The organism is Syntrophomonas zehnderi OL-4, from assembly GCF_000983115.1.
Taxonomy (GTDB): domain Bacteria; phylum Bacillota; class Syntrophomonadia; order Syntrophomonadales; family Syntrophomonadaceae; genus Syntrophomonas_B; species Syntrophomonas_B zehnderi.
This window is the reverse complement of the sequence record NZ_CGIH01000049.1, coordinates 1-20987: the sequence shown is the minus strand read 5'-3', so window position 1 is coordinate 20987 and position 20987 is coordinate 1. Positions and strand designations below refer to the sequence as shown.

22 protein-coding genes are annotated in these 20987 nt (G+C 44.3%); 8 read left to right on the top strand and 14 right to left on the bottom strand.

Annotation, left to right across the window (positions count from 1 at the left end):
* The first annotated feature begins 189 nt into the window (after positions 1-189).
* The gene (locus tag AAV90_RS12740; RefSeq protein WP_046499804.1) at positions 190-1539 is read left to right on the top strand and encodes a hypothetical protein; all 1350 of its coding nucleotides are present in this window, start codon (positions 190-192) and stop codon (positions 1537-1539) included.
* Positions 1540-1622: 83 nt separating this feature from the next.
* Here AAV90_RS12740 and fdhD read toward each other — a convergent pair whose 3' ends face one another.
* From fdhD to pta, 3 genes are all read right to left on the bottom strand, one after another.
* The gene (gene fdhD / locus AAV90_RS12735; protein ID WP_242847567.1) at positions 1623-2414 is read right to left on the bottom strand and encodes a formate dehydrogenase accessory sulfurtransferase FdhD; all 792 of its coding nucleotides are present in this window, start codon (positions 2412-2414) and stop codon (positions 1623-1625) included.
* 170 nt (positions 2415-2584) lie between these two features.
* Complete coding sequence (locus AAV90_RS12730) at positions 2585-3778, bottom strand: acetate/propionate family kinase (RefSeq protein WP_046499802.1); 1194 nt, start codon at positions 3776-3778, stop codon at positions 2585-2587.
* Positions 3779-3829: 51 nt separating this feature from the next.
* Positions 3830-4822, bottom strand: a complete 993-nt coding sequence (gene pta / locus AAV90_RS12725; RefSeq protein ID WP_046499800.1) for a phosphate acetyltransferase — start codon at positions 4820-4822, stop codon at positions 3830-3832.
* A gap of 92 nt (positions 4823-4914) precedes the next feature.
* Between pta and AAV90_RS12720 the strand changes: the two genes are divergently transcribed.
* Complete coding sequence (locus tag AAV90_RS12720) at positions 4915-6216, top strand: nucleotidyltransferase (protein ID WP_207642071.1); 1302 nt, start codon at positions 4915-4917, stop codon at positions 6214-6216.
* A 28-nt stretch (positions 6217-6244) separates the two neighbouring features.
* Here the strand turns inward: AAV90_RS12720 and AAV90_RS12715 are convergent, their stop codons facing one another.
* Positions 6245-7036 carry a patatin-like phospholipase family protein gene (locus tag AAV90_RS12715; protein WP_242847566.1) on the bottom strand — a complete coding sequence of 264 codons (792 nt, stop codon included), beginning with the start codon at positions 7034-7036 and terminating at the stop codon, positions 6245-6247.
* 58 nt (positions 7037-7094) lie between these two features.
* On the opposite strand from AAV90_RS12715, the gene ylbJ reads away from it, so the two are divergent.
* A complete protein-coding gene (gene ylbJ, locus AAV90_RS12710) occupies positions 7095-8327 on the top strand; it encodes a sporulation integral membrane protein YlbJ (protein WP_052729787.1) in 1233 nt (410 codons plus the stop codon).
* A 12-nt stretch (positions 8328-8339) separates the two neighbouring features.
* Here the strand turns inward: ylbJ and AAV90_RS12705 are convergent, their stop codons facing one another.
* Together AAV90_RS12705 and rsmD are read right to left on the bottom strand one after the other, a co-directional pair.
* Positions 8340-8807 carry a hypothetical protein gene (locus tag AAV90_RS12705; RefSeq protein WP_052729786.1) on the bottom strand — a complete coding sequence of 156 codons (468 nt, stop codon included), beginning with the start codon at positions 8805-8807 and terminating at the stop codon, positions 8340-8342.
* Entirely contained in the window at positions 8804-9376 is a 573-nt protein-coding gene (rsmD, locus tag AAV90_RS12700; protein ID WP_052729785.1) for a 16S rRNA (guanine(966)-N(2))-methyltransferase RsmD, read from the bottom strand. Before rsmD ends, AAV90_RS12705 begins: the two co-directional genes overlap by 4 nt.
* A 519-nt stretch (positions 9377-9895) precedes the next feature.
* On the opposite strand from rsmD, the gene AAV90_RS12695 reads away from it, so the two are divergent.
* The 3 genes from AAV90_RS12695 to gpr all read left to right on the top strand — a co-directional run bounded on the left by AAV90_RS12695 (position 9896) and on the right by gpr (position 12615).
* Positions 9896-10903: a 4Fe-4S dicluster domain-containing protein gene (locus AAV90_RS12695; protein WP_046499791.1), complete on the top strand. Its 1008-nt coding sequence runs from the start codon at positions 9896-9898 to the stop codon at positions 10901-10903.
* Positions 10884-11594 carry a formate dehydrogenase subunit gamma gene (locus tag AAV90_RS12690; RefSeq protein WP_242847565.1) on the top strand — a complete coding sequence of 237 codons (711 nt, stop codon included), beginning with the start codon at positions 10884-10886 and terminating at the stop codon, positions 11592-11594. Before AAV90_RS12695 ends, AAV90_RS12690 begins: the two co-directional genes overlap by 20 nt.
* Positions 11595-11655: 61 nt before the next feature.
* Positions 11656-12615, top strand: a complete 960-nt coding sequence (gene gpr / locus AAV90_RS12685; protein ID WP_046499787.1) for a GPR endopeptidase — start codon at positions 11656-11658, stop codon at positions 12613-12615.
* A 56-nt stretch (positions 12616-12671) separates the two neighbouring features.
* On the opposite strand, the gene AAV90_RS12680 is transcribed toward gpr, so the two are convergent.
* From AAV90_RS12680 to AAV90_RS12665, 4 genes are all read right to left on the bottom strand, one after another.
* Positions 12672-12944 (bottom strand): alpha/beta-type small acid-soluble spore protein, encoded by a 273-nt coding sequence (locus AAV90_RS12680; protein WP_084691599.1) that lies wholly within the window; start codon positions 12942-12944, stop codon positions 12672-12674.
* A 332-nt stretch (positions 12945-13276) separates the two neighbouring features.
* Complete coding sequence (recG, locus tag AAV90_RS12675; protein WP_046499786.1) at positions 13277-15319, bottom strand: ATP-dependent DNA helicase RecG; 2043 nt, start codon at positions 15317-15319, stop codon at positions 13277-13279.
* An 82-nt stretch (positions 15320-15401) separates the two neighbouring features.
* Entirely contained in the window at positions 15402-17024 is a 1623-nt protein-coding gene (locus AAV90_RS12670) for a DAK2 domain-containing protein (protein WP_052729784.1), read from the bottom strand.
* Between the two features lie 13 nt (positions 17025-17037).
* On the bottom strand, positions 17038-17403 hold the full coding sequence (locus AAV90_RS12665) for an Asp23/Gls24 family envelope stress response protein (protein ID WP_046499782.1): 366 nt from the start codon (positions 17401-17403) through the stop codon (positions 17038-17040).
* 125 nt (positions 17404-17528) lie between these two features.
* Between AAV90_RS12665 and rpmB the strand changes: the two genes are divergently transcribed.
* A complete protein-coding gene (gene rpmB, locus AAV90_RS12660) occupies positions 17529-17717 on the top strand; it encodes a 50S ribosomal protein L28 (RefSeq protein ID WP_046499781.1) in 189 nt (62 codons plus the stop codon).
* A gap of 31 nt (positions 17718-17748) precedes the next feature.
* On the opposite strand, the gene hslO is transcribed toward rpmB, so the two are convergent.
* Positions 17749-18633: an Hsp33 family molecular chaperone HslO gene (gene hslO, locus AAV90_RS12655; protein WP_046499779.1), complete on the bottom strand. Its 885-nt coding sequence runs from the start codon at positions 18631-18633 to the stop codon at positions 17749-17751.
* 186 nt (positions 18634-18819) lie between these two features.
* On the opposite strand from hslO, the gene AAV90_RS12650 reads away from it, so the two are divergent.
* Positions 18820-19347 carry a gamma carbonic anhydrase family protein gene (locus tag AAV90_RS12650; protein WP_046499777.1) on the top strand — a complete coding sequence of 176 codons (528 nt, stop codon included), beginning with the start codon at positions 18820-18822 and terminating at the stop codon, positions 19345-19347.
* Between the two features lie 382 nt (positions 19348-19729).
* Here the strand turns inward: AAV90_RS12650 and AAV90_RS12645 are convergent, their stop codons facing one another.
* The 3 genes from AAV90_RS12645 to AAV90_RS12640 form a co-directional block, all read right to left on the bottom strand.
* Positions 19730-20005: an Arm DNA-binding domain-containing protein gene (locus AAV90_RS12645; RefSeq protein ID WP_046499776.1), complete on the bottom strand. Its 276-nt coding sequence runs from the start codon at positions 20003-20005 to the stop codon at positions 19730-19732.
* Positions 20006-20198: 193 nt separating this feature from the next.
* Positions 20199-20330: a hypothetical protein gene (locus AAV90_RS15750; protein WP_423229779.1), complete on the bottom strand. Its 132-nt coding sequence runs from the start codon at positions 20328-20330 to the stop codon at positions 20199-20201.
* Between the two features lie 108 nt (positions 20331-20438).
* A partial coding sequence (locus AAV90_RS12640) for a M56 family metallopeptidase (RefSeq protein WP_046499774.1) occupies positions 20439-20987 on the bottom strand: 549 nt, incomplete at its 5' end.

Here is a 20987-nt window from a genome sequence, read left to right as displayed (position 1 = left end):
ACCTCATAAAAACACCAGATTAATTATAGTCTTACCGTCTTATTATTGTCAATAAACGACTTGCCTAATATAAAAAACACTATTATGTTAAAATATTGGTTGAATATACCCCTATTAAAGGGCAGGATAAGATTAGCGGGTACCGAATACAATATAATCAAGGATCAAGGCCAGGCAGGAGTGAGTATTTTGGACATTCAATTCTCTGATGACTTCATCTTAAGGAATTCGCTTATACCTATTAGTAAGCTGGAATCAAGCCCAGTGCGGCCCGATGATTTTTTCTGGCAGCCGATAAAAGCCTCTATCGAGGCGGCAGATCTGTCAGCAGATGATTTATATTATAATCCGTTGAACGCCACCTGTCCTTATTGTTATTATAAAAATTTCATTTTTCTGGAATTGCAAGGAATCCCCCATAATCCGGCCGAACTCAAAGAACAGATCAATCTTATCGAAAACGGTTTGAATGCTGCAGTTGCCCAAAGAGATTTTAAATTATTTATAACCCTGATCAATCCCAAACTGGCACCGAATGCTTTTATGGAGGTATTCGATTTTATAGCCGACACTGACAAATACCCTCTCTATGAATACCTGTTAAAAACGAATGAGCTGGCTTCTAAAGTGTTCCCGGCGGAATTCAAAAAAAAGGCAGGTAAATACAAGGGGGCCAAGGCCGGTGTGCCGTTAGCCGATGAAAAAGGGTATGTTGCGGTCTTTGTCAGTCAGGCTGCGGGTCAATTGACCCCCCATAAAGTAAATACCTGGCATACAGATATAAATACGGCAGTTAAGAATGCATTAAAAAATAAACCGGTCGGAGATATTTATCAAGGTCGGGTGCAGTCGGAGTATATCCATAGCTTTGTAGATGACAGGCTTAATAATCAGGCCCTTGTAGATCCTTACCAGGTTAAGCATATTGAAAAACTGGATTTAATAAAAATTAACGAGTTTATTCCCCAGATGCATTCGGCGGGAATTACCCGGCAATATGAGCTGTATGCCCGCCAGATAAAACCGGATTGGTTTCACAACCCGCGCGGTATTCACGCCCTCAGTCATAGTAAAAGGGTTTTGTTGTTAGTTTTGATGCTCGCCTATCTTGAGCAGTGCTCCCAGATGGATACCCGCTTATTATGCCAGGCTGCTATCTATCATGATATAGGACGTAAAACGGATGGTTATGATACAAAACACGGCCTGGCCAGCTACCGCAAAATGCTTGACAAAAAACTACTTAACCCGATTGAAGAAGCCAGAGCCGAAAACCTTAGATTCATTATTGAAAACCATGCGGTTGCTGATATAAGCGCTATTAAACAACTAGACAAATACGAACTGGAATCGACCGATGATACTATCCGTCTTTTTCATATCTTTAAGGATGCCGATGGTTTGGATCGCGTCAGAATAAATGATCTTAACCCCAAATATTTGCGTACTACCCATGCCCCCAAACTTATGCTGGCTGCCCATCAGCTTTATCAGGCAGAGGATTTTGAGAGCTTCTTGACAGAGGCTGGCATTAAATAATACTGGCGGTCAGCAAAGAAACGATCCATACCGCCAAAAAGTAGCTTTTAAAAAAGGAATTCAAGTCCTGGGCAGAGGGTTTGCTAATAATTAAACTTTATCCTACCTGGACAAGAATATATATTAAAACGTGTGCCCCGCGCAAATCCCACTACGGTAATACCCATACTTTGGGCCAGTTCAACGGTTAAACTGGTCGCTGCAGACCGGGACAAGACCAGGGGTATATGTTGACGGGCGGCCTTTAGAAGTATTTCGGAGGCAACCCTCCCGCTTAAAACCAGACATTTGTCATTAAACCCAATCTGTTGCAAAAAAGCTGCCCCGAGCACCTTGTCAACCGCATTATGGCGGCCAATATCCTCATAAGAAATCAAAAGATCCCCCCCACATCCCAGGGCCGCACTATGCGTCCCACCGGTTAGTCGGAAAACTTCTCCCCGCTTTTCCAATAGTTGCAACATACCCAGAAGCTGCTCAGGGGTAAATGTTTCCTGGGAGAAGACCGCCCCAAGACCCTGGCTGTCTATCTGCAAACCTGACTGGCCGCGGCCCGCACAGCTATTAATCTGGCGATAACCTGGATTAGACTGTAAGTCAAGCGGTCGGGCAGTATATACTTTTACTATACGCTGTTCCTGGTCACAGTCTATAGAACGCAGATCCTCATAGGTTTCTAAAATACCTTCACTGAGTAAATAGCCGACCGCCAATTCCGTATAAGCCTGCGGCGAACACACCAAGGTGGCAAATTCATTATCATTGACCAGGATGGTCAGATGGGTTTCGATAACCACCGTATCAATAACAGTTTGCAGACTATTATCTTCAAATAATCGTAATTCTCTTTTCTCATACAGGGCTGGTAAATCCACCAGATTCATTCCTCCTGCTATCATTTATGCCGCGCTGTCCTGCCGGACAGGTGTGATTAAGCATAAAACTATTAAACTTTGGCGAAGCAATTATTTGGATAATAATATAAAAGCGGGATTTGCATCCCGCTTAAAAATTGGCAAACAGTATCTGTATTTCTAAATTATGATTAATTAGCCAGTCTCTTGGTGTCTCTGGCTATAACCAGTTCTTCATTGGTCGGAACTACAAATATTCTAACTTTGGAATCTGCAGCGGAGACATCCACTTCTTTGCCTCTGACCTTGTTCTTTTCAACATCCATTTTAATACCCAGATAATCCATGTCGGAACAGATGGCCTCACGAACGTCATAACCATTTTCGCCTACCCCGGCAGTAAAGATTATGCAGTCACAGCCGTTTAATTTAGCTATATAGTTGCCGATATAGCCTTTAACCTTGTTGTAGTATACCTGCAGGGCGATTTTGGCTCTTTCGTTGCCGGAATTGGCAGCTTCCAAAACATCGCGCAGATCGTTGGAAACGCCGGACAGTCCTAACATACCTGATTTTTTGTTAAAGTAGTTGTTGGCTTCGGAGGTATTCATGCCCAGCTTGTCCATAAGGAACCAAACGATAGCCGGATCTATATCACCAGAACGGGTACCCATGACCAGTCCTTCCAAAGGGGTAAAGCCCATGGTGGTATCGATAACCTGACCATCTTTGATAGCCGCCATGCTGCCGCCATTGCCCAGGTGGCAGGTAATGATCTTACAATCTTCGTAGGCTTTGCCCAACATCTCGGCAGCCCGATGAGCTACATAAAAATGAGAAGTTCCATGGAAGCCATATCTGCGGACTTTGAATTTTTCATAAGCATCATAGGGCAGAGCGTACAGATAATTTTCCGGTTTCATGGTCTGGTGGAAAGCGGTGTCAAAGACAGCCACATGCGGCACATTAGGCATTAATTCCTGGCAGGCTTCAATTCCCATAAGATTCGGGGGATTATGCAAAGGTGCAATATCAAAACAATCCCTGATGACTTTTTTTACCTTATCATCGATTACTACGGATTCAGCAAATGATTCACCGCCATGAACAACCCGATGGCCTACAGCAGATATTTCATCCATGTTTTTAATTACACCGTATTCGCTATTGGTCAAAACTTCCAATACGAGTTTCATGCCAGCCGTATGATCAGGCAGATCCTTTTTTATAATTACTTCGTCTTTGCCGATGGGCTTGTGTTCCAGGGTCGTTCCAGGTATGCCTACTCTGTCTACTAAACCTTTGGCCAGAACGGATTCATCTTCCATGTTAAATACCTGGTATTTAATTGATGAACTCCCGGCGTTAACTACTAAAACCTTCATTAATTATATGCCTCCTTATTATTTAAATAATTAAAATTCACGAACTTCGTCTTAGGCTTGCATAACTACCATGGCTACAGTATTTACAATATCTTCTACACTGCAGCCTCTGGACAGGTCATTAACAGGTTTGGCCATGCCCTGGAGGATAGGTCCAATCGCTTCTGCCTTGGCCAGTCTTTGCACCAGTTTATAACCAATATTACCAGCTTGTAAGTCAGGGAATACCAGGACATTACATTGACCAGCCACCAGGCTGCCGGGAGCTTTGGAAGAACCAACTTTGGGCACCATCGCAGCATCTGCCTGTAACTCACCATCTACTGCCAGTTCCGGGAATCTCTCTTTGGCAATATTGGTTGCTTCAACGACTTTATCAACGACTTCATGACTCGCACTGCCTTTGGTTGAGAAAGACAGCATTCCAACTTTGGGCTCCTTAATTCCGCAAAGTTTAATAGCGGTCTCAGAAGATGTCTTTGCAAACTCAGCTAGCTGAGCAGCCGTAGGCATGGGGGTAACTGCACAGTCAGCAAATACAAATATGCCTTGTTCTCCGAATTCGCAGTTAGGAACGATCATAATAAATGAACCGGAAACAGCAGAAATACCAGGTGCTGTTTTTATAATCTGCAGGGCAGGTCTTAAAACATTGCCGGTGGTGTTTTCCGCGCCAGCTACTTCACCGTCTGCTTTACCCATTTGTACCATCATGGATGCAAAGAAGAGTGGATCCAGCATGGCGGCTTTAGCCTTATCCAGATCAACGCCTTTGCTTTTGCGCATTTCATAAAATGCCTGTACAAAGTCATCAAAAAAAGGAGCTTTAACCGGATCGATTATTTCTGCGCCGGACAGATCGGCTCCTACTTTTCCTGCCAGATCCTTTATTTCGCCCTCATTGCCTAATAGGATCGGGCGGGCTATTTTGGCGTCAACGATTTCCTTGACGGCCATCAGGGTTCTTTCTTCGGTTCCCTCAGGAAGAACCACCGTTTTACCCTTTTGCGATGCTTTTTCTTTAATCTCTGCTAATAAACTCATCCTTCAGCCTCCCTAATTTAATAAACCGTTCTTTTAACGTTATTTCTCCAGCTAGATTTTAACATAAAGTATTGCATAAATGAATGCATTAGGTGGTAATTTTTGCGAAATACGCTTATGATATTAGAATACCAATAAAGGAGCTTGTTATGGCCGTCCTGGGAATAATCGCCGAATTCAACCCTTTTCATAACGGACATCTGCATCTTATACAACGAGCCCATCAGCAGGAACACTTTTCAGCCACTGTAATAGTGATGAGCGGTAATTTCCTGCAACGGGGTGAAGCGGCTCTATGTAACAAATGGTCGCGAACGGCAATGGCTCTTAAGGCTGGGGCCGACCTGGTGATTGAGCTGCCTTTTTGCTTTGCGGTACGCAGTGCCTATTATTTTGCCCGGGGTGCCATCCAATTGCTGCAGCGTACCGGGGTGGTAAGCCACCTGGCCTTCGGCAGCGAAAGCGGCAACCTGGAAGAACTGCAGAATCTGGCTGACTACCTGGTGGATGAGAGCCCGGCATATCAGGAATGCTTAAGAAAACACTTGGCAACGGGAATCAGTTTCGCGAGTGCCCGCTCCCTGGCTCTGCAATCACTCCTGCCGGATCCCAAATTAAAACATCTGCTCCTTATGCCCAACAACATTCTGGCCCTGGAATACCTGCATGTACTCGCTGAGGAGCAGTCGGCAATCAAACCAATAACCATTATGCGTCAAGGAACAGGATATCATTCTACCGAGCTGGGACCGCTGGCCAGTGCCAGTGCTATAAGGTCATGCCTGCTGGATAAGGCAGACAGGGAATATTTGGTGGAAACGATGCCCCTTACCAGTCTGCACCGTCTGGAACATGAAATTCTGGCAGGACGCGCGCCAATAAGTATGAATGCACTGGAGCAATCCATCTTGCTAAAACTACGCTGTTCCTCAGCTCAGGAACTAGCAGAGATTTATGAAGTTACTGAAGGCCTGGAAAATCGCATCCTACAGGGAGCAAATTTATATGGTACATTGGAAGAACTAAAGCACTACATAAAGTCAAAGCGTTATTCCCTGGCCCGTATCAACCGCACCCTCCTTTACATATTGCTGGACGTACAGGCCAGACAGATAGCTGCATTTGATGAGTTGGGCCCCAATTATTTACATATCTTAGGCTTTTCGACACAGGGACAAAAAATCCTGCAAGAAATAAAAGACAAAACTAATCTACCGGTATTAAATCGCGGCAGTAACGTTAAAAAACTACATCAGGATAAAAGTGACCCGTTAACTCAGGCCATGCTGGATCTGGATATTAGATCCACGGATATCTACACTCTGCTCTACCCTAACCCTCGAGAACGAAGGGGAGGGCAGGATTTTACCACTTCACCGGTGCGAATCCCGTAGATTTTCACCTATATTTTGAGCTGCCCGGCTAACCCTTACGTTCCTTAAGCAGTTCTTGTATAGAGGCGATTTTATCCAAAGCCGCCTTCCGCCCTAAGTCAATTATTTCCCGAGCATATTCGAAATCCTGGGAAGCATATTGTCCTACGGCTGGTTGTATGAGAATATCAGCCTGACAGCCGATCATGTCAAAATGATATTTTTGCATAATATCCAGGGATGTCAGGATAACATCCAGGGTATTATTAATAGCCACCTTGCGCCCCGGGCCAAAAGTCACATCCACAGCTATTACGATATCGGCTCCTCTTGATTGGGCCACTTCCACCGGAAGCCGATCAATAACCGCGCCATCCACCAGCACCATCTGCTCTTTGCGTACCGGGGTAAAAACACCAGGGATAGAAATACTCGCCCTTACTGCTTCAGCTACCGGACCTTCGTCAAATACAATCCGTTCTCCGGAAATCAGATCGGTAGCTACGACTAAAACCGGCGGATTTAATTGGTCAAAGTTTTTATTCTTGGTTAAGAGTTGTAAAAATGCGTTTATCCTTTTGCCGGCTATAAATCCATAGTGCGGTACCTGAACATCCAGCATACTACTGGTATTTAAATATTCGGCCATCTTATCTAGTAAATAGATATCCGCACCGCTGCCATAAATAGCCCCTACCATAGCTCCCATACTGCTTCCTACGATGAAATCAAGGGGTATTTTTTCCTCCGCTAATACCTGAAGCACCCCAATATGAGCCAACCCCCGGGCACTCCCGGCCCCCAAAACCAGGGCAACAACCGGTTTATCCTGCTCAAGCAATCGCATACCTCCTTGTTCTAAGAACCCCAACCCCTTTCATATACATACAGGAAAGACAATGGCCCTCATTGAATTTTCTGGATTGGAGTATCGTATGGCGGGCAGGTTATCCATACCCTTAACTATCATTATAATACTTTTGGTGTCACTTTTTATGCTGATAAACCCCGAGGCAACAGTACAGGCCGCTTCACAAGGTATAATTTTATGGTATGCGACCGTTCTTCCAGCACTTTTCCCCTTTTTTATTGTGGCAGAATTATTAGTAAAAATACGTCTGGTTCATTTTCTGGGTGTTTTGTTGGAACCCATAATGCGTCCTCTTTTCAGATTGCCGGGATGCAGTTCCCTGGTAGTGGTCATGGGATTTACTTCGGGATTCCCGGTCGGAGCTGTGCTGACCAGGAAATTATATGAACAGGATATGCTAAGCAGCGAAGAGGCCGAGCGCCTGTTTTCATTTACCAACAATGCAAGTCCCCTCTTTATTCTAGGAGCGGTAGGCGTAGGTATGCTCGGCAATCCGGCCGCAGGATATTTATTAGCCCTGGCTCATTATATTTCCAATCTAATGGTGGGGTTTTTATGGAGATTCAGGGGAAAACCAGGCCCAGATAAAGGTATGCCACTCGGGTTAAGGTTTAGTCAAGCATATAGGTCTTTAACCCCAGATTCTCCAGCTCCGCCGGAGAGTATAGGCAAAATGCTGGGGGATGCCGTCAGATCCAGTCTGGGCAACGTTATGGCGGTAGGTGGTTTTATCGTGGTGTTTTCCGTAGTGACCCGTATGCTTTCCAATGGGGGGGTTATCGATTTAATGGCAGCCTCGGTTATGAGACTGTTGGGAACATTTGGCCTTGGTTATCCTCAGGCATACGGTCTATGTATGGGTATCATGGAAATGACTTTGGGGATCAAGACTGCTGTCAGCAGCATTACGGAGCACCAGATGCTGGCAGTCTTAATCGTCATTAGTGCTATACTGGCTTTTAGTGGTCTGTCAATTATTGCCCAAATTATGAGCATCATGGCAGGTATGCCCGTACGCTTATCATTTTATATATTATCCCGCTTGATCCAGGTGGTCTTATCCTGTCTTATTACCGTGCTGGCCTACAAAATTGCTTTAATCCATGGCATAGGCAGTCTTGGGGTTAACTCTATTCCCTATTATAAAATACTGTATGCCTTCAATGCCTGGACATTCTCGTTAATCTCCATAGGCGTAGCAGGCATTATTCTTGCGCTAATGCTGTTAGCGGCTGCATTGCGAACCAGCAAATCTTCTTAGCGATACGCGCGGCTACACATCATCTTTTTCCAAAATCTGTCTGATTTCTTCCCGCCCCTGCTCAATAGTTTCCAGACCTTTGCGTAATACAATTTCCATATGGGACAATACTCCATCGGCATACTCATTGGCATCCTGGCGCATTTGCAGGGCAAGTTCCTCACCCCGGGCAACAATTTCCTCAGCTACACTCATGGCATTTTTGGTGATTTCATTATCATCCACCAGACGGGCAACATGATCCTTGGAATGTTCCAGATATTTATCGGCTTCGGCACAGGCTTCGTTTACAATTCTCTCTTTTTCGGCCATAATTAAGCGGGCGGTATCCAGTTCTTCGGGGAGCACTGCCCGTATCCGATCCAAGCGATCGAGAAAACGATTGGTTTCCACCAAGGATTTGCCACCGGTCAAAGGAATTTTCCGGCTGCCTTTGAGCAATAATTCCAGTTCATCTAATATACGATAAATTTCCATCATATCTTAGAATCCTCCTCTGTCCAAGTATAGTAGTGCAAACATGATTCTCCGTAAATTCTTGAGCGGTATTTGTACAGATGACCGTAACTTTCGGCCATTTCCTTTTGTTTTTTCGTTCTTATAACCAAACTGCCATCACTGGCCAAAACTTTTATTTCACCTAATAACTGCATAATCTGAGCAAAAATTTTATCGTTTGTAAAAGGTGGATCGATATATATAAAATCGAATTTCTCCTGGTGACGGTTTAATAGGTCGACCGCTTTGAATACATCGTTGAAAAATATTTCAAAGCCAACGTTAATACCACAGTTAGCCAGGTTTTCCTTGATAACCTGGATAGCATTTTTATCATTGTCAACCATTACTACCCGACCAGCCCCTCGACTGAGGGCTTCTATACCCACACTACCGCTGCCGGCGAATAGATCCAATACACTGGCCTCAATTATTTCCTGTCCCCATACATTAAACAAGGCCTCTTTGATCATATCAGTTATTGGACGGGTATGTAAGCCTGCCGGAGCCTTTAATCTTTTGCCCCGGGCTGATCCTGCAATAACTCGCAAAATTCATTTCTCCTTTTCAATTTCGATTCTAGGCTTAAATTACCTTCTTTTTAAGTCACAATTTTGAACCAATCTATTATTTTTTTTTCTGATTAATGTATATTATATCTAATATCGGCAATGATATAAGTACCAGGTTAAAACCTGGTAAACAAACCCTCCCCAACAACTTTACAAAATTCTCCTCTCCCCAAAATGGCGGCGCAAGTCGCCATTTTATTTTTCCGGCGTTTTAGTAGGAATTGACGCGGATCACGCGGATTTTCACGGATTAACGCGCCTTCAATAGAGACAGATAACATAGAACAGACGGATTAACACAGCAGCTTTAATAGCAACCGTTAGTGCCCGCAGAGTCTGTGTTAATCTGTGTCTATTAAATTCTATTATTAAGTTAACCCCCTGCGGCAGCACCCAAAAACCTATTTAAAAATTATAGTTGCCAAGAACAGGATAGAAATATAAAATAATCATATACCTTACCCCCGTATTCTATTTTTCTTGAAGGAGGAGAACGGTTTGGAGATTACTCGCCGATCATTTTTAAAAAGAACTGCCTTGTCGGGTGTCGCAGCCGCAGCAGTTCTAACCAAAACTAATCAGGTTATGGCTCAATCTGCAGCTGATTCAGAATGGGCTACCGTTATAAATGTTGATAAATGTGATGGATGCACTCATCTGGATACCCCCTTATGTACCCTGGCCTGCCGGTCTAAAAATGAGCATAATTTTCCTGTCCCGGAAAAGCCCATCGTTGATTACTGGCCTCAAAAAAAGCATGAGGATTGGTCTGAACAAAAGAACTTGACTAATCGCCTTACCCCTTATAACTGGACTTATGTGCAAAACCTGGTAGTAGAGTATAACGGGCAGAAAAAAAAGGTACACCTTCCCCGCCGTTGTATGCATTGCGAAAACCCGCCTTGTTCTACTTTGTGTCCCTTTGGGGTAAACGACAAAACTCCGGCCGGGCCAGTGGTTATAGACAGCCAGGGCTGTTTTGGAGGAGCCAAATGCCGAGATGTATGTCCCTGGCATATTCCGCAACGGCAGGCCGGAGTAGGCCTATATAGAAAGGTGGCTCCCGATTATGTGGGAGGCGGTGTAATGTATAAATGCGATATGTGCTACGACTTGCTGGAATCGGGCCGGGAACCGGCCTGTGTCAGTGCTTGTCCCCGGGGAGCCATAACATTTGGCCCTAAGGAAGAAATGCTAAGATATGCTCGTCAGTGGGTACAAAAAAATAACGGCCATATATATGGTGATACCGAAAACGGCGGCACCCTGACGTATTATATTTCCACAGTTTCCTTTGATGCTATTAATAAAGCCATAATGTCCCAGGATATGGATCAAAAACCCGGCAAAATTCATATGTCTACAGATATTAAAAACCCCCTGGATGAACCGGCCGGGATTGCCCAAGGGATGGTTATAGCTCCCCTGGCAGGGCTAATGGCGGCGGGACTTAGTGCTTACCAGATCATGAAGGGAGATGACAGCGATGAAAATAATGCGTCATAATTTAGCCATACGCTTTACCCACTGGGTAACGGCCTTGTCTATATTGGTTTTATTTTTCAGCGGTTTTGGCCAAATGCCGATCTATAAAAGGTACTATGTAGATCAGTTGCCGGGATTGGGCTGGTCCAGCGATTTTTTAATCACCTTGCATATACACTATTGGGCAGCCGCCATGCTGATTTTTGTAGTGTTTTATTACGCGGCTTACTTAAGCATAACGAAAAAATGGGACATCATCCCCAAAAAAGGCGATCTGCGAGAATCAATGCAGATATTTGCAGCAATATTAGGACTGGCCGAAGAGCCTGACAGCGACAAATATTTGGCGGAGCAGCGCTTGGCTTTTGTGGTAACCGCACTATCCATACTGGTTTTAATCGTTACCGGTATTATTAAGGTATATAAAAACCTGCCCGGTAATTATTTACCACCGGAAGTGGTTTTCTGGACCGCCCAGATTCACAACCTGTTCACGGTTATTTTATTGCTGACAATTATTGCTCACCTGGGTGCCTTTTTAATCAAAGCTAACCGGCCTTTAGTTGCCAGTATGTTTACGGGCTGGATATCGGCTGATTACGTACGGCAAAGACATGGTAAATGGTGGAGTAAGCTGAATTTGGATTTAACAGATGAACAAATTGATATCCCCCTATCTGCATCTGCGGAAGAAAATCGAGAAGTGATTTAACAGGCGGGAATATTATCCATGGATATTGCTGATAATATATCCTAAAGGAGGTTGTCAGCCTGTGAATGATTTAATTAAACATTTTAATCTTAATGTTGATCTGGCTGTGGAAGCGCGTGATTTGGTTCGTGGAGATACGGGTCAGGAGATTCAGGGCGTAGAAGAACAGGTAGAACAAATGGAACATATAAAAATAACTACTATTACGATTAAAGATCCCCAGGCCGTCCAGATCATGGGCAAACCGATCGGAACATACGTCACCATCGAATCACCCCCATTAAAAATCAATGATCCGTATGTCAAGGATGAGATTATCGAGGCAATCGTTAAAAGCATGGAGATTTTACTCAATAAGCGGCTATCCCCCCAGGACACGGTTTTGTTGATAGGATTAGGCAACTGGCATGCTACCGCTGACGCATTAGGCCCCAAGTTTATCGAGTACAGTCCCATAACCCGTCATTACGCTCAATATGCACCTGAAGCCCTGGTAGAAGGGATGCGTCCTGTATCCGCCATAGCACCTGGCGTTCTGGGGATAACCGGCTTGGAAACTTATGAAGTAGTCAAAGGCATCGTTGATAATGTAAAACCGGCCTTGCTGGTTGTAGTTGATGCCCTGGCGGCTCAGAACGTGGAACGCATTGGCAACACCATCCAAATGTCTAACACCGGTATTCAGCCCGGGGCAGGTATCGGTAACGCCCGGGAGGCTTTGAATGAAGATTCCCTGGGGATTCCAGTTGTTGCCATCGGCTGTCCTACCATTGTTAATGCCGCAATAATTGCTCATCAGGCCGTACAAAGATACTGTCGTGAAGAAGGGGCCTTTTTTAATGACGCTCAAGCCAGTAATTCTGTAAAAGAAGTGCTTTCCTTTTTTGGCGGCAGCTTACAGGTAACACCGAAAGAAATCGATGATATTATTGAAAACACGTCCCGAATAATAGCTATGGGTGTTGCCCAATCGCTTTTCCCGGGAATATCGAGTGAACAGCTGGAGCTTTATGCGACCTAAAAAATAGACAAGCGATTTTTCGCTTGTCTATTATTGGTAATTGATTATTATTTCAGTTAGTACTTGGAACTTTGGTTTTGCTGCTTAATGGTGTTCAGATCCTGAGTCATGTTCATACTCTGGGCAGAACCGCCAGCCTGTTTAGCCTGGTAATCATAAACCATTTTCTTTACCATTTGACCGCCGATGCTTCCAGCCTGACGAGAAGTAAGATCACCATTATAACCCTGTTTCAGGTTAACCCCTACTTCCTGGGCAGCTTCAAATTTAAAGGAATCCATTGCAGCTTTTGCCTGAGGAACTAATATCTGGTTGCCTCTACTTGCCATTTATTTTCACCTCCTTCTTGCTTGGTGTAGTCTTATTGTTTCCCTGAGAAGAATGAATATGCTAGAAGTATTTTCAAGACTTTTTATTTTTTGTTTTGGGACTGATACCCATTTCTTGACCGACTTCGTATTTTATTTTTTCAATAACCTTATTACCTTGGCTGTTTGGGGCGCCTTTCTTCTTCAATATCCTGTCTCCTTTCCTTTTATTAATTAACGAAAAAATACTGCAAACTCATTTAGGCTTGCAGTATTAGGATAAATAATTTTAGTAATTTTATTAAAAAACTTTATTCTAAGTGGTACAAAAATCTGAAATTGTGCTTTAGATTTCAGTTCCTGGCGATTTCCTGATTTTTTTTGAATTTATTTGCAATATACGAGCTTAAGAGGTTGCTTTCCAGTAGCTCAGGCTCCACCATTTGGGCTACCTTGGCACTTAGTTCTATTAAATCTCCATCCCTTATTAAACTGGCTACCTTTAATTCATCCAGTCCATGCTGTTTTACTCCCCAAAAATCACCTGGCCCTCTGATATTAAGATCCTCATTGGCCAATTCAAAACCATCTTTACTATCCTCCATGGCTTTAAATCGCCTTATCGCTTCGTTGGTTCGAGCTTCTCCCAGGAGCAGGCAATATGATTGGCGTAAACCGCGTCCTACCCGCCCTCGCAACTGGTGCAACTGCGAAAGGCCGAAACGTTCTGCATGTTCAATGATGATTACCGTGGCATTGGAAACGTCCACACCTACTTCAATGACCGTTGTGGCAACCAAAACCTGTATTTGTCCACCCTTAAATGCCTGCATGATATACTCTTTTTCGGTAGATTTCATACGTCCATGCAGTAAGCCCACTCTAAAATTCGGATAAACCGTGGTGGATAATTCTTCATACAGGGAAACGGCATCCAGCAAATCCTGTTTTTCTGATTCTTCCACCAGCGGACAAATAACATAGACTTGTGCACCGGCAATCAATTGCTGACGCGCAAAATCATACGCCCGCTGACGGTATGATCGCGGCAGATAGCGGGTTTTTACCGGTTTTCGGCCGGGGGGCATTTCATTAATAATGGAAATATCCAAATCTCCATACACCGTCAAAGCCAGGGTTCGTGGTATGGGGGTGGCGGTCATGACGAGTACATCCGGGGATTGACCTTTTTGGCTTAGTAACGCCCGTTGGCGCACCCCAAATCGATGTTGTTCATCGATAATAACCAACCCTAAATTGTTAAATTTAACTTCCTCCTGAATAAGGGCATGAGTCCCGACTACTATATTTATCTCCCCGGAAGAAACGGCTTCCAAAACCAACTTTTTTTCACCCGGACTGATTCCTCCTGTCAACCTGGCGATGACGATATCAGTTTCGGCAAAAAAACGCTGCAAATAATTATAATGCTGTTCAGCCAGAATTTCGGTGGGCGCCATCAGAGTTGATTGGTAGCCACTGCCGACCGCTTTGGCCATAGCCAATGCCGCCACCACTGTTTTTCCCGAACCCACATCGCCCTGCAGCAAGCGGTTCATCACCTGAGCCGACTCCATATCCCGAAATATCTCCAGCAACACTTTTTCCTGGGCCGAGGTTAGTGCAAAATCCAATTTTTGACGTACCTGGTTAACCAATTCGGTTTTTTCTTGATGAATGATATATTGTTGGTTAAGTTCTAACCAGGATTTTTCCTTGTTTAATAAGAGTCTAAAGAGCAGAAGCTCCTCAAAAGCAAGCCGCTTTTTGGCCTTAAGATACGCCTCAGTGTTTTCCGGGAAATGTATGTTCTGGAAAGCCTGGTCAATTCCTATAAAACCCAATTGATTTCTGATCTGCGGCCTTAACAGCTCCGGATAATGACTCAGATACTGCTCAAGCACACCATGCAGGGTTTTGCGCAGTATTTTTTGGTTCAGGCTTCCGGTAAGCGGATAGATCGGCAGCACATTTATATCCAGGTCGCCGCCGGCCATAATTTCGTATTCGCTAACGTGTAATTCCTTAATACGGTAGCTGTCCTTAACCTTGCCGGAAAGGAATATATCCTGACCAGTTTTGATTACATTTCCCAGGTAAGGCTGATTAAACCACGTGGCTACTATAACTCCACTTTGGTCTTCAACCGCTGCCTTAAATATATGGAAACCGCGCCCGGTTCTGTTCTGGGAAGTATTAATCACCCGCCCCCGGATGTTGACTGGTACATCGAGAGGCAGACTGGCAATAGGATCAATCCGGGAGCGGTTAAAGTAAGCGCGCGGAATCAGCCACAAAAGGTCGAAAACATTTTCAACTCCCAGCCTATGCAAATCCCGGCTTCTCTGCGGTCCCACACCTTTAACGTACTGGATTTCCTCCCAAAGTCGATCCATATTCCTCACCTACACACATAGACAGGGGCCGCCCCCTGTCTATGCAATATCCCAAGTTGTCAACAAGTCATCCTCTTGGCAGTTATTCCACTGACAGGAGGTAGGTGTAATGGGGTTGGCCCCCGTAGTGCATTTCCACATCACAATCCGGATATAACCTGGAAATTTCATCTTTTAAGGCTTCGGCTGCAGCTTCTTCCACGCCGTTGCCATAAAGCAGAGTGATCAATTCGCTCTCCTCGGTTGCCATTTCCTTGAGCAGATCTAAAACTACATCATCGGCAGTAACACCCTTTAAGCGGATCTTACCGTCGACCATGCCGATAATATCGCCTTCCTCAATATTAAGACCGTTGATGGCAGAGTCTTTAACGGCCTGGGTCACCTCAGCATAACTGGTTTTTTGCATTTCCGCAGCCATGGCTGCGGCTACCTCCTCCAAATCGCCTTCCGGATTGTACGCTATCAGGGCACTAATTGCCTCCATCACCGAACGGGAAGCAACGATCTTAATTTTTTTGGAGCAGATATCTTTAACCTGCTGCGCAGCCATAATTATGTTTTTATTGTTTGGCAAAACTATGACCTCCGGAGCAGAAACCTCGTTACAGGCAATCAAGATATCCTCGGTACTCGGGTTCATGGTTTGTCCCCCCTGAACCACGATGTCGACACCTAAGCTGCTTAAAATACCGATAACCCCATCACCGGCTCCTACTGCCACTATACCTATTTTTTTGGCGTAATCAGGCTTTTCAGCAGCGAAATTATGCCGGTTCTCGTGCACCTCTTCCAACATATTGTTAATTTTTATATCACTTAAGTGCCCAAATTGCAGGGCAGTTTCCAAAACCTTGCCCGGATGATTGGAATGAATATGCACCTTAAGGATCTCATCCCCACCTACCACCAGCATCGAATCACCTAGGGGCTTAAGATGATCCTTAACATCATCCGGATCAAGATTTTCGCCCTTGATTAAAAGCTCAGTACAGTATTGGAAATCCAGGTCTATATCACCTGAAATAATTGAACCCGCTGGGCTCATCGTTAATTTTTCCATATAGGTATCCAGTTGGATTTCTTTTTCCTGGGCCAGACCGTCAATGGCACCCTCCAGGAAATAAAGCAGTCCCCGACCGCCTGAATCCACCACACCCGCTTCTTTCAAAACCGGCAGCATATTAGGCGTTTTTTCCAGGGTTCTATGCCCTTCCTGCAAGCCTGCCAGCAATGTTTCCATAATATCACGGCCAACCTCGGCCTCTTTTTCACAGGCCCGGGCAATCTCACGAATAACTGTTAAAATAGTTCCCTCCACCGGCTTCATGACCGCTTTGTAAGCAGTATCGGAACCGGCCTTCAAAGCCTGTGCCAGATCCTGGGCATTGGCTTCTTCTTTTCCTTCCAATACCTTGGCAATACCTCTGAATATCTGGGACAAAATAACCCCCGAATTACCCCGCGCCCCCATCAAAGAACCCATGGAAATCGCTTTGGCCACTTTGCCCAGAGGTTCTGAACTATGTTTTTCGCCTTCTTTTACAGCCGACAAAAGGGTCAAATACATATTTGTTCCTGTATCGCCGTCAGGCACTGGGAATACATTAAGGGCATCCACCTGGTCGCGGTTATGTTCAAGTTTAATACAACCTGCTTTAACACACCGTACCAGGTCATTCCCGGTAATACTATGCAAACTCAACTCGTTTATCCTCCTATAATAAGTCTCTAACCACCTTGACCCCTTTTACATTGACGTTAACGCCGGCCACAGGTATTCCTGCGCTCTTTTCCAGTACATAGGTTACTTTCTGGATAACGTTGGATGCTACTTCCGATATTTTTATGCCATAGCCGACTACGACATGAACATCTACGATTAGCCCTTCACTGCTGTTTTTAACCTCCACACCTTTACGGATTGATTCCATACCCAGCATATTGGTAATCCCGCTTTGAATATTATGTGCTACCATACCTACCAATCCGTAGCAATCCAAAGCCGCTAAACCAGCTATAGTTTCCACGACCTCTTTATCAACCGTGATATCTCCTATTTCATTAGATTTGATTTTGTACAACCTAAATCCCTCCAATCTAACACCATTTTAATTCTACAGTACAATATTTATTCCTTCTTCTTGCCCTTTCTATTTGCTTTTGATAAAATGTTTAAGTGCAACTGCAATAGAGAGGGGGCAAATTTGTGGCTAAGTGTGAAATTTGTGGAAAAGGCGTTACCTTTGGTAAGAAATACAGCCATTCCCATATAAGAACCAACCGTCAGTGGAAACCCAATGTTCAGAGGGTAAGAGTTATTCAAAACAATACACCGACCAAGATGAATGTATGTACCCGTTGTTTGCGCTCCGGCAAAGTTCAAAGAGCTTTATAAATCCTTATAAATTAAGCCTTGGATATTATATCTAAGGCTTTTGGACTTCCAGGGCCTTTATTTCCCCGGGGCTGAAATGGTAGGCTTCTTTGCAGAAGTTGCAAACCACTTCAATAGTCTCATCTTTGTCAACGGCATCTTTCAGTTCTTCTTCACCTAGAGTGGACAGAATCGCCCCTAACTTTTCACGGGAGCATGAGCAACGAAAATCAAGTTCCTGTTGGGCCAAGACGGTATAAGAAATTCCTTGCATAATCTGTTTTGCCAAATGCTCAAGATCGCTGGCCTCGTTAATAAGCTGGCTGATATTTCCCAGCTGCAGAATATTCCCCTCAACCTGAGCTAAAATCTCATCCTTGGCCCCCGGCAAGGCTTGCACAATCAGGCCTCCGGCCGCTTTAATATGTAGATCCGGGGCTACCAAAACCCCCAGGGATACTAAAGCCGGTATCTGTTCTGACAGCATATAATAATGGGCCAGATCCTCGGCAATTTCGCCACTATGAAGCGGAACTTTGCCTTCGAAGGGCTGTTTAAGTCCTAAATCTTTAATCACTTCCAAAAAACCCTCCTGGCCTATCAGCTCTCCTACCGCCAGTTTACCTTCATGCGAGGGAAGATCTGCCTGCGGTTCCGAAATCAAACCCCTGACCCCTCCCTGGGAATCAGCCGTGGCCAAGACAGTCCCAGCTGGGCCGTTGCCATTTATACGCAGGGTTAGTATATCCTCCTGACCCTTTAAATCACTGCCCATCATAACTGCAGCCGTTAGCACCCTCCCTAAAGCTGCGGAAGCAGTTGCCGAAGTATTATGACGCTGGTGCGCTTCTTCAACCAGGTTCGTAGTATTGGCTAAAAAAATCCTAATATTTTGCCCTTCATCCATTATCTTTAGCAGATAGTCACGGTTATTCATAATAAATTCCTTTCTATGGCTTCAACGTAATTATACCCACAATATCATTAAAATCAAAGCCATACACGTTGGAGGAAAAAACTTTTTTATCGTTAGCTCCCAAGTTTAAGCTTGAAGTGGTATCATATACATTATATTACAATTTTATATAATGTATTATAATCAAGCATAAGGGGGTAATTAAACATGCCATTGTATGAGTATGAAGGGAAGAGACCACAAATTGATGAGACCAGCTTTATCCATCCCCAAGCGGTCATCATTGGAGACGTCCGCATTGGACAACATTGCTATGTGGGTGCCGGAACGATCTTACGCGGAGATTATGGAACTATTATTATAGGAAACGGCTCCAATATTCAGGAGAATTCTGTCCTGCACAGCGAACCGGAAACTGTTGCCGATATTGGAGCGGATGTCCTGATTGGACATGCTGCTATCGTTCATGGCCCTTGCACCCTGCATAACAGTGTAGTCATCGGTATGGGAGCAATCGTCTCCACTCATTGTGTTTTAGAGGAAGGCAGCTTTCTGGCAGCCGGAAGCGTTCTTCCCCCTAGACGTACCATACCTGCCTGGCAGTTGGCAATGGGGAATCCGGCAAAAGCTATACGGGAAACTACTGAAGAAATGGTTCAATACAATTTAATCTCGGTTAAACTATATCAGGATCTGGCACAACGCTGTAAAACCGGTCTTAAACTTATAGATTAGGAATTAACAAGAAAAACTACTCCAGATTACGACCTTTATTATGAACGAAGTGCAAATAAATATTAACCGCAGGGTACTGCTTTAGTTTCTGCGGGAAAGCGAAGTGTCTAAATGTAAAATCACGCACCTATTTTTAAAAGGTGGTTGTGTCCTGCGGGCATGGGGTTGTAGGTAATGGATGCGGATAAACCAGATTAATTTTGGATATTAATTTTTTAATTACTTTCCGCAGCCTTTTGCCCTCACAAAGCCGTATAAGGTTTTATAACTACATGGCGAAAAGCCTTATATATCAGGCTTTTCGCCGTTTTCTTCTTCCCATAAGATTTTACGGGGTCGCTTTGTAAGGTTTGATAACAATATTGCAACACGATAACACTTTTCATGGTGTTACCGTTCCATGTCCCTGTTCTTTTTCGGTGGCCTGCCGCGCCGTTTTTTCTCCGGCTGAGAAGGTTCCTTGTGGCTTTGGTGTACCGCCTTGTGATAAGGGGCAAGCACTTCCATTCTTGTTTTCCGCTTTCATTATGGCTTGGTAGCCGGGCCGCCGGTGTTTCACCTGCATTTCAGCTTCATGCTGGATAGCTTCGGTTTTGGAGGTAAAGCCCCGTTTGCCGTAGGTCTTATAGCCCTCGTCGGTTTTGTATCGAATGAACACATCGTAAACAGTTCCGGCCCGGCCTGTCAGTGCGCCTTCGGCGTCCCGCTTAGATTTTCCATTGCCCGTTCATTTCCTTGCTGGGCGGCTTCGATTAAATCCAGTATTTCCGGCATAGCCTTTCCTCCTTTCCGTAAAAGTGGTTAGCCTTTACGGAAGCAGGAGGAGCGTGGATAAAATAGAAAGTGGTGGTTCATATCTGAAACCGACTTTTCAGCTTTTTCAAAATCCGGTTTTTCCGTTCGGTGATGCTCTGCTGCGTCACGCCGAATATGAGGGAAAGCTGATAATCGGTCTTGTCCTCGTAATATTTCAGGTAAAGCAACTGCTTGTCCTTTGAATTGAGAGCCTCACATCTCTTGAAACAGCATATTCAATTTTCTTGCATAAAAGCTAATTATGGTAGTTCTGCAAGGAATTTACCTCCAACAAATTAATTTCTCTTCCAGTGGGTCAGCTCATGAAGAAAAACATAGCGTAATTCTTCTGCTTGCAATTCGATGTTCGGCAATACAATACGGGGTTTGAGGATACCACTGAGAAATGGTGTGTTTATATAAGCGGAAATGTATACCGGTATCTCTTTTCCTATCCCTAATTCCTGTTTGCACTTTGCAAATGTCTCCAAAATCTCTTTATCATCCGCTAACCGGCACGCTCTGAAAATACGCTGATTTAGCCTATAATTCTGAACAATAATAATCAATGTGAAGATCACTGTCCCGGCCATTAAAAGATAAGGGAGCAATTCAAGGTAAGAATAGGTTATATAACTCTCTCCAGGTATTGCTGGAATCTTCTCGGCAGCAGAGTTAATAGGAGAAGATGGATTTAATAGCGTTTTGGAAAGCAATACCCATTCATCAACGTCTGGGATAAAATGCAAATCAAACCTGGATAACAAGGCATAATAAGGGATTAGGAAAAATGTACTCAAAAACAAGTAGGAGAAATAATGCCAAGCTGCGGTAAAATATTTTAG

Coding starts and splice junctions, on each gene's coding strand:
- AAV90_RS12680 (WP_084691599.1), bottom strand. CDS start 12,944: ATGGCAAGTAGAGGCAACCAGATATTAGTTCCTCAGGCAAAAGCTGCA.
- hslO (WP_046499779.1), bottom strand. CDS start 18,633: ATGAATAACCGTGACTATCTGCTAAAGATAATGGATGAAGGGCAAAAT.
- recG (WP_046499786.1), bottom strand. CDS start 15,319: ATGGATCGACTTTGGGAGGAAATCCAGTACGTTAAAGGTGTGGGACCG.
- AAV90_RS12690 (WP_242847565.1), top strand. CDS start 10,884: ATGAAAATAATGCGTCATAATTTAGCCATACGCTTTACCCACTGGGTA.
- ylbJ (WP_052729787.1), top strand. CDS start 7,095: ATGGCCCTCATTGAATTTTCTGGATTGGAGTATCGTATGGCGGGCAGG.
- AAV90_RS12730 (WP_046499802.1), bottom strand. CDS start 3,778: ATGAAGGTTTTAGTAGTTAACGCCGGGAGTTCATCAATTAAATACCAG.
- AAV90_RS12705 (WP_052729786.1), bottom strand. CDS start 8,807: ATGATGGAAATTTATCGTATATTAGATGAACTGGAATTATTGCTCAAA.
- pta (WP_046499800.1), bottom strand. CDS start 4,822: ATGAGTTTATTAGCAGAGATTAAAGAAAAAGCATCGCAAAAGGGTAAA.
- AAV90_RS12650 (WP_046499777.1), top strand. CDS start 18,820: ATGCCATTGTATGAGTATGAAGGGAAGAGACCACAAATTGATGAGACC.